This is a genomic window from Amycolatopsis minnesotensis, from assembly GCF_039529815.1.
In the GTDB taxonomy this organism is placed as follows: Bacteria; Actinomycetota; Actinomycetes; order Mycobacteriales; family Pseudonocardiaceae; genus Amycolatopsis; species Amycolatopsis minnesotensis.
Genome location: NZ_BAAANN010000091.1, coordinates 1 through 8068 on the forward strand (window position 1 = coordinate 1; position 8068 = coordinate 8068).

Here is an 8068-nt window from a genome sequence, read left to right on the forward strand (position 1 = left end):
CGGAACCGGCCGCGAAGCCGGTCGAGCCAGGTACGAGCGGCAAGCCCGCTACGGTGCCGGCACCGTCGGCGTTTTCGGAACGCTGGGACTCGAACTGCGCGGTCAACCCCATCACCAGTTTCACGTCGAACAAATCAGCAACATAGGAAGAACTCGCCGAAACACCCGGTTTCGGCGAGTTCGAATACCGGTCACTTCCGTGCTCTGCCGTCTTTCACGATGCGAAGCCGGACCGGCGTTTTCCGGCTTCGACCGACAGGTTCTCGCGGAAGGATTTCAGTAGATGACACGGGACTCTGCGCCGAGCCGCGAACCGCGCGACTTCCGGAGGTCCCGGGCGATGTTCAGCCTGCGGAGCCATCGATCCGTACCGTCGAACCGCGCCTGGAACGGTTTGCGCCCGTGCACCACGCGGTAGTTGTCGATGAAGCAGATGTCACCCGGCGCGAGCACCACGTCCGTCATCGCGGCGTCGATCGCGGCCTCGATCTTTTCGAGGGCCTCCTGCTGCTTTTCGCCCTGTGCGCCCTGCATGAAGTACGGGTCGATGCGCAGATACGGCGATGCCGGGTCCCCGAAGAGGATCGCGACGGATTCCGGTTCCGCGAGAAGCTGTTCCACCCGCTCGTAACTGCGTCGCTGCAGTTCGGCCGCGCGCGGGTCACCCGCTTGGATGCCGCTGCCGTTCTGGGCGCGGTGGGACTTGTCGGGAAGAATGTGGAACTTTTCCTCGGACAGCACCGCCCTGGTTTCCGCATCGAGCGCCACGTCGTCGATATCGGCCATGGTGGTCTCGACCTTGTCGTGGTTCCGCATGCACATCAGGCCGAGGTAATCGGTGCGGAGCGGGTGGTAGGCGTCTTCGGTGTGCCAGGTCAGCAGCTGCGCCGAACCGGAGCCGATCTGCTCGTGCTCGTGCGCCTTGACCGGGAAGATGTCGTGCATCACCCGGCCGGCCTGCTGGGTCGCCCAGCCGATCGGCTCCCCGAGCAGCGACGAGACCAGGAAGAAGACGATGTCCTGGGTCAGGGTCGGTGACGGCACCCGTTCGCGCTTCCAGTCCTCCGGCGTCGGGCCGATCGCACCGTCGTCCACCGGGAACCCGGTGAGGACGAGCGCGCCGTGCGCCTCGGCGGAGCGGAAGCCGTGCACCGCGCGGCGGAGCGCTCGCGGCAGCTCGTCGGCGTAGGTGCGCGCCTCTCGCTGGAAGTCCGGCGACTCCACCGACTGGTAGGTCTTCGCAAGGTCCCCGACAATCTCGGACACCTGCTCCAGCTCGTCTTGTCTCAATTGCACCGTCAACACGAAACGGCTCCATTCCGTCGCCACAGCCGAACCGCGCACGATAGTTTTCGGCCTCGTTTTTCAACGACCGCCGGGCACTATTTCGCGGATGACTTTAGTTTCCTGGCTCAAACCCCGGCGCACCACTTGTTTCAGCGGATGTCTAAAGAGCGGGGTGGCCTGCCCGCCCCTGGTACGCCTGATCACATCCAGTGCCGACCGTGACACGTAGGATGACCGCGGGGACCGGGTGCGCACGTCGACGGTGCGTGGACGACGAGGAGGAACGGTTGCGGATCGTGCTTGCCGAGGACGGGGCCCTGCTACGCGAAGGCCTCGCCGGACTGCTCGAACGGTTCGGCCACCAGGTGACCGCGGTCGCCGACGCCGACGCGCTGGTCGAAACGGTCGAGCGATCCTGTCCCGACGTGGTGGTCACGGACGTCCGGATGCCGCCGAAGTTCGTCGACGAAGGCCTGCGAGTGGCCGTCTACCTGCGTGAACGCTACCCCGGGCTCGGGGTGCTCGCGTTGAGCCAGTACGTCGCGAAGTCCTACGCGTCGACGCTGCTGGATTCGGGGAACGGGGCGGGCGTCGGCTACCTGCTGAAGGAACGCGTCGGCGACGTGACCGAGTTCCTCGACGCCGTGGACCGCGTCGCGGCTGGCGAAACGGTGATCGATCCCGAAGTCGTGCGGCAGCTGCTGCAGCTGCGCGAGGATCCGCTGCGGGCACTCACGCCACGGGAGCGCGAGGTGCTGGCGCTGATGGCCGAAGGCCGTTCGAACGCCGCGGTCGGGCGGAAACTCCTGATCACCGAAGCCGCGGTGAGCAAGCACATCGCCAGCATCCTCGCCAAGCTCAAGCTGAGCCCGAGCGGGGATCGCAACCGCAGGGTACTGGCGGTGCTCGCCTACCTGCGGGGGTAAGCACTAGTCCTAGCTGTAGTACGCAATCGGTAGTCACCACCCATGACCGCGCCGTGCCGATGCGTTGTACTTGACCCGTCGGGCGATTCGAGTCCGGCCTGGGGGAAACCGTGGTTCAGCACGACCGTGTTCTGGACTGAGCCGCACGAAGACGATGGAGGACAACCAGATGACGTGGTCAGGATGGCGCGCACTGCCCGTGGTGCTGCTCGCCGCGGGCGCGGCGAGCATATCGGCCTGCGGCACCAACACGCCTCCGCGCGACGACGAGCAGACCTTCGACTACTCCGGCTCCCATTTGTCCATCGACGCCACCAACTTCAAGGTGCACCTGGTGCGCGGGGACGGCCCCGGCATCCACGCGAAGCGGCACCTGACCGGGATGGCGGCGGAGGCCGGAAACGCCAGTTGGAGCGTGGACGGCGACGCGCTGCGGCTGGATGCGAAATGCGAGGGCTTCGCACCCGGGTGCGGCGCCTCCTTCGAGATCGCCGTGCCCGCGAAGGTCTCGGTCAGCGTGCGGGCCGAGGCGGGTGAAGTCACCGCGTCGGACCTGCCGAACGAACTCGACATCGACAACACGAACGGCAAGGTGCGCCTCGACAACACCTCCGGCAAACTGCGGATCCGCGGCACGGCCGGTGAGCTCAGCGCGAACGGGCTCCGCTCGCCGGACGTGGAGACCACCAGCGAAAACGGGCCGATCAGGCTCTTCTTCGCCGCCGCGCCGAACCGGGTCGTCGCCAGGTCGGCGCACGCGGCGGTGACGGTGGGCCTGCCGGGTGACGTCGGCTACCAGATCGCGGCCACCAGCGACACCGACGCGGCGGAAAGCAAACTGCCCAACGACGCGGGGAGCCCTCGGCGGGTGGAAGCTTCGAACGTCAACGGTGGCAAGGTTCTGGTGGTCCCGGCCTAGCCGGCCCCCGCGGGGCGGACGCTCAGTCGAGGAGGCGTCCGCCGCGCAGCGTCTCGGCGTAGCTGAAGACGTGACCGGCGCCGACCTCGACCGGGGCGAGGCTCGCGAAGTCCTGGTCCATCCCTTCCGCGGACAGTTCGAGCGTCGCTTCTCCCGTCCAGATCTCACCGAACTCCACGTCGGTGACCTCGGAGGCCACCAGATCGGCCAGCGGCTTTTCTCCCGGCAGCCATCCGGGGAACAACCGGGTGTGCGCGAGCGGCACGTCGTGCAAGGCGGGCCGGACCTCGGTGCGTTCGGTCAGGGTGACGCCCGCGCGCGCGGTGCGGTGCCCGAACACCGACAGCACCCCGTCGAACCGCGTGCCACTGGTGAGCGCCGCACCCGCCCGGCCAAGCGGCCGCGGCCTCGTCTGGTGCACCACGCCGAGCTGCTTCGGCATGCCCTGAATCCATCCCCGTGCCATCGGAACCGGCTGGTCCACCCAGGCGTACGGGCACCGCGCCATCGGAGCGCCGCGGTACTCGCAGGCCAGGAAGATCAGGAACTCGCCGAACTGGCAGCGCGCGGGCTCGGCGAGTTCGGCACCGGAATCGGAACACCACTGCCAGTCCGCGAAGACCGCCGCCGCGGCACCGGGATCCGCGCCGAGGCTCAGCCCCGGCGGCAGGAACCGTTCGGCGGCGGCCGGATCCACCCGGTAGTCGACCATCACGACGTCGCCGGTGAAATGCCACGGCGGCGGCGTGATCATCGACGAAAGCCCGGACGGCGACAGCGGAAGGCTGTAGCCGACCGGCTCGGTTGCGCGGTGCACGGTGTCCATGGGCTAGGTCCAATCCTTCTGATGTGTCGTGACGAGAGCGCCCGCGAACTGGTCCGCGGCCGCGCGCAGGCGTTCGGGCGAGTTGAAGCTGAAGGCGAGCCGCACCGCGGGATCGGCGGTGCGGCCGAACCGCGAACCCGCCGCGACCGCGACGGCCGCCTTGCCGGCGGCTTCGAGCAGCCCCGCCTCGGTACGACCGTGCAGCGCCCGGAGCCAGACGAAGAAGCCACCCGGCGGCCGGGTAAAGTGGAATTCGTCGCCGGGCAGGCTTTCCAGCCCGTCGAGAAGGGCGTTTCGCCGCAGGCGCAACCGATCGCGCAGCCAGTCGAGGTGCTTGTCGTAGTCGCCGGTGCGCAGCATCGTCAGCACGGCCAGCGAGGACACGTGGTTGGCGGAGCCCCCGCTGACGAACAGCCCATGGCGGACGAGGCGGTCGGTCACCGGCTTCCCGGCCAGCAGCCAGCCGAGCCGGAGGCCCGGCGCGAGCGTTTTGGAGAACGTGCGCAACCTGATCACGCCGTGGTAGTCGGCGATGGCCGCGAGCGAGGCCGGGCACGGATCGTCGTAGCCGAGTTCGGCGTAGGCGTCATCCTCGACGACGAGCACATCGTGCCGCGTCGTGACGGCCAGCAGTTCCCGGCGCCGTGCTTCGGGGACAACGAGCCCGGTCGGGTTGTGGAAAGTCGGGATGAGGTAGACGAACCCGACGCGGTTGCCTGCCGCCCGCTCGGCGCGGACGGCTTCGCCAAGGGCGTCGGGCAGCATCCCGCACTCGTCGCCCGCCACCGCGCGCACCCGCAGCCCGGAGTCCGCCAGCAGCTGGCGGCCGAAGTCGTAGCAGGTGGCGTCGGTGAACACCACCGCGCCCGGTTCGCACAACATGGTCGCGATCAGGTGCAGCGCGTGCGACGTCCCCGCGGTCAGCAGCACCTGCTCCGGACCGCAGTTCCGGCCGTCGGTGATGGCGACCCTCGACGCCAGCACCGTGCGCAACTCCAGCGCGCCCTGGTTGTCGCCGTAGCTCAGTGCCGCCGCGCCGAACCGTTCCATCGCGCGCGCGTAGCCGGTGTTGAGCAGGTCGACCGGCAACAGCGCGGGCTCGAGGTAGCCTGGCCCGAGATCGGTGACGCCGACGGGGGAAACCGCCTGCACCACGCCGGGCGACCAGTTGTCGTCGTGCGACAGTGGGCCGGCGGATTCCCCCTCGGAAAACGGCATGCTCACAGGGTTTCGAGCACCGTGCGCAACGCCTGGCCCGCCGCGTCGAGCGCGGCCGGGTTCCTGGCCAGCGCGACGCGCAGGCTGTGATCCCCTTCGCTGGGGTTGGCCCAGTGGAACTTCCGGCAGGGCAGCGCGTACACGTTGTGCTCCGAGATGGCGTGCCACACGTCCATCGCCAGCCTCGGCCCCAGGTCGATGCGCTCCACGCTGCCCCTGGCGTCGACATCGGGGAAGCGCACGTCGGGCAGCCCGGCCAGGGTGGACCGCAGACCACGGCGGCCCTCGTCGAGGAAGCGGTGCAGCTCCTCGAGCCCGCCGTTCGCGGCATCCTCGGCGAACCGCTGCACCAGCACCAGGATCAGCGGTGAAACGCCGAGCAGGATGTCCGAGTAGATCTCCGCGATCGGCAGGCCGACGTTCGCGCTCCGGACGAGCCAGCCGATCTTGAGGTCGAGGGTCGGCCACAGCTTCCCGGTGTCCTCGATGACGACCCAGCGGCAGCCGCTGGCTTCGAGCACTTCGTAGTGGTCGTACTGCGCACGGGTGTCGAAGCCCCGGAAGGACGTGTCGAGCGCGAGCACCGTGTCGTACTTGGCGCATTCCTCGGCGAGCGCCCGCAGCCGCTCCTCGGTCAGCACCCTGCCGGTCGGGTTGTTGGGCGTGGTCACGAAGATGCAGCCGACCTGGCCCAGCACTTCCGCACCGAGGTCCTCGACGCCGATCTTCTCCTCGGCGACCGGAACCAGCCGGAGCCCGACACCGCGCAGGATGTCCGGGATGTTGTCGAAGGTCGGGTGGATGAGCGCCACCGCGTCCGTCCGGGTGGCCAGCGACCTGGCCAGGATCTCCATCGCGACCGACGAGGAATAGCAGCTCAACACCCTGCCGTCCGCGACGGGGTAGCTGTACTGGCCCAGCAGCTGGAAGTACTCCCTGATCGCCTCTTCTTCGAGGCTGTCGACTGGCTGCTCGGCCGCCTTCGTGAACAGTCCGGGCAACTCCTCGATGATCGAGGCCTGGCCGAGCGTGAGGCTCTGCCTGGCATGCGCGTCGGCCACGTTGAGCGAACTGTTCAGCGCCAGGTATTCCAGCTGGGTGAGATTGCCGTCCGAGGAACCGAGCGCGGGGGACCTCGTCTGGTCGTGCATTGTGTACATGAACACCTCATACCTGTTGATGTGTGCCACGCCTTGACCGGCGTGGATTGCGATCAGGAAGAACCGCGGCCAGGCCGAAACCGGGCCAATGGCGCAGGGAGGTGACACCTGCGAAAATCCTGATCGACTGGAGGGCACGTTTTTGACCCGCAACGGACGATAGCAGGAATCGCTTCGGCCGCAAGGAATTACCGCCACAACCGGGGCGTCCGCGGCCGCCGCAACCGTATTCGGAGCAGCCTTTTCAAGTCAAGACGAAAACCGTGCGCACCGCGTCCGAGCCGGGACCGCCGTCGGGGGTGCGCCCTGACCTGGGGCGTTGTCGATCTTCGGCGGGTCGCGACCACGCTGTTTAGGTACCGCTTGAAAGACGTCGACCGTGCCTGCCGTTTTCAACACGATATGTGTGGGGAAGAGCTTGAAATTTATCCGCGCTGAAAATATGCCGTCGTGGTGTCTTTGACAACCCGGCGGCCTCGTTCAGGAGGATCACCATGACTGTCACCGACGACGCCCGTGTCACCACCCGGAGCAGGGCCGCCGAGATATTCAACTCGGCGGTGGCCGCGACCGCGGTCGGTGCCGCGTGGGAGCTCGGCGCGCTCGACGAGCTGAAGAAGCACGGCAAGCTCAGCGCGACGGAGTTCGCCAGGCACAACGATCTGCACGAGCGTTCCACCGTCGGCATGTTCACCGCCCTCGCCAGCGTGGAGATCGTGGAACGCCGCGGCGACGATATCGTCATCGGCCCGCACTTCGACGAGGTCTACGACAACAAGTCGCTGTTCCACTGGCTCACCCAGGGCAGCGGCGAGCTGTTCATCCGCATGCCGTACGTGCTGCAGAACAAGAACCGGGTCGGTGACTACTACCGGCGCGACGCCGCGGCGATCAGCTTCGACTGCAGGGAGATCAGCGAGCGCTACTTCGACCCGGCGTTCTGGTCGGCGATGAACGGCCTCGGCTACGAGTTCACCGCGGCCGCCGACCTCGGTTCCGGCAGCGGCGAACGCCTGATCCAGATCGCCAAGCGGTACCCCGGCGTGCGGGGCCTCGGCATCGACATCGCCACGCCCGCCATCGACATGGCACGCGACGAAGCCGCGAAGGCAGGCCTGGCCGATCGTCTTTCCTTTGTGGAGGGTGACGCGCGCGCGATCACACCGCGGCCGGAGTTCGCCGAGATCGACCTGCTCACCTGTTTCATGATGGGCCACGACTTCTGGCCCAAGGAGAACTGCGTCAAGTCGCTGCGGCAGATCCACGACGCCTTCCCGAAGGCGCGCCGCTTCCTGCTCGGCGACGCCACGCGCACGTCGGGGATCGCCGACACCGAGCTGCCCATCTTCACCCTCGGCTTCGAACTCGGCCACGCCATGATGGACGTCTACCTGCCCACGCTCGACGAGTGGGACGGGGTCTTCGCCGACGGCGGCTGGCGGCTGGTGAAGCGGCACCTGATCAGCAACCTGTCGCTGTCGGTCGTGTTCGAGCTGGAACGGCTGTAGTACCGGCCGGCCGGGTCCTCGCGCCGCCGGGACCCGCCGGGGAAAGTCCGCTCCGGACGGTTTTCGGGGTGGCGCGCAGGCGGCGCCGGTGATCGGGTTCGAAAGAGAGAGGGCCATGGAAATGCCGTCCCTGCGGGAAAACCAGTCGTTCGCATCGCTGGACGAGGGCCGTGCGTTGCCGTGGCGCCCGACACCGGAGGGTGAGCCGCACGACCCTGCGGGCA

Annotated in this window: 7 protein-coding genes; 3 read left to right on the forward strand and 4 right to left on the reverse strand. The window is 67.9% G+C overall.

The window, feature by feature from the left end:
- Positions 1-276: 276 nt before the first annotated feature.
- Positions 277-1296 (reverse strand): guanitoxin biosynthesis L-enduracididine beta-hydroxylase GntD, encoded by a 1020-nt coding sequence (gntD, locus tag ABD256_RS43705; protein WP_344432254.1) that lies wholly within the window; start codon positions 1294-1296, stop codon positions 277-279.
- Between the two features lie 278 nt (positions 1297-1574).
- Between gntD and ABD256_RS43710 the strand changes: the two genes are divergently transcribed.
- Together ABD256_RS43710 and ABD256_RS43715 are read left to right on the forward strand one after the other, a co-directional pair.
- Positions 1575-2213, forward strand: a complete 639-nt coding sequence (locus tag ABD256_RS43710) for a response regulator (protein ID WP_344432267.1) — start codon at positions 1575-1577, stop codon at positions 2211-2213.
- 169 nt (positions 2214-2382) lie between these two features.
- The gene (locus ABD256_RS43715; protein WP_344432256.1) at positions 2383-3132 is read left to right on the forward strand and encodes a DUF4097 family beta strand repeat-containing protein; all 750 of its coding nucleotides are present in this window, start codon (positions 2383-2385) and stop codon (positions 3130-3132) included.
- 22 nt (positions 3133-3154) lie between these two features.
- Here ABD256_RS43715 and mppR read toward each other — a convergent pair whose 3' ends face one another.
- From mppR to mppP, 3 genes are read right to left on the reverse strand one after another with little or no spacing between them, the layout of a single operon-like run.
- Positions 3155-3958, reverse strand: coding sequence for an enduracididine biosynthesis enzyme MppR (gene mppR, locus ABD256_RS43720; RefSeq protein ID WP_344432258.1), 804 nt, complete (start codon positions 3956-3958; stop codon positions 3155-3157).
- Positions 3959-3961: 3 nt separating this feature from the next.
- Positions 3962-5176, reverse strand: coding sequence for an aminotransferase class I/II-fold pyridoxal phosphate-dependent enzyme (locus ABD256_RS43725; RefSeq protein ID WP_344432260.1), 1215 nt, complete (start codon positions 5174-5176; stop codon positions 3962-3964).
- Between the two features lie 2 nt (positions 5177-5178).
- Positions 5179-6336, reverse strand: a complete 1158-nt coding sequence (mppP, locus tag ABD256_RS43730; RefSeq protein ID WP_344432262.1) for an enduracididine biosynthesis enzyme MppP — start codon at positions 6334-6336, stop codon at positions 5179-5181.
- 494 nt (positions 6337-6830) lie between these two features.
- Here mppP and ABD256_RS43735 point away from each other — a divergent pair, with 494 nt between their 5' ends.
- Positions 6831-7844 (forward strand): SAM-dependent methyltransferase, encoded by a 1014-nt coding sequence (locus ABD256_RS43735; RefSeq protein ID WP_344432264.1) that lies wholly within the window; start codon positions 6831-6833, stop codon positions 7842-7844.
- Positions 7845-8068 lie beyond the last annotated feature (224 nt).

Coding starts and splice junctions, on each gene's coding strand:
- ABD256_RS43735 (WP_344432264.1), top strand. CDS start 6,831: ATGACTGTCACCGACGACGCCCGTGTCACCACCCGGAGCAGGGCCGCC.
- ABD256_RS43715 (WP_344432256.1), top strand. CDS start 2,383: ATGACGTGGTCAGGATGGCGCGCACTGCCCGTGGTGCTGCTCGCCGCG.
- mppP (WP_344432262.1), bottom strand. CDS start 6,336: ATGTACACAATGCACGACCAGACGAGGTCCCCCGCGCTCGGTTCCTCG.
- mppR (WP_344432258.1), bottom strand. CDS start 3,958: ATGGACACCGTGCACCGCGCAACCGAGCCGGTCGGCTACAGCCTTCCG.
- ABD256_RS43725 (WP_344432260.1), bottom strand. CDS start 5,176: ATGCCGTTTTCCGAGGGGGAATCCGCCGGCCCACTGTCGCACGACGAC.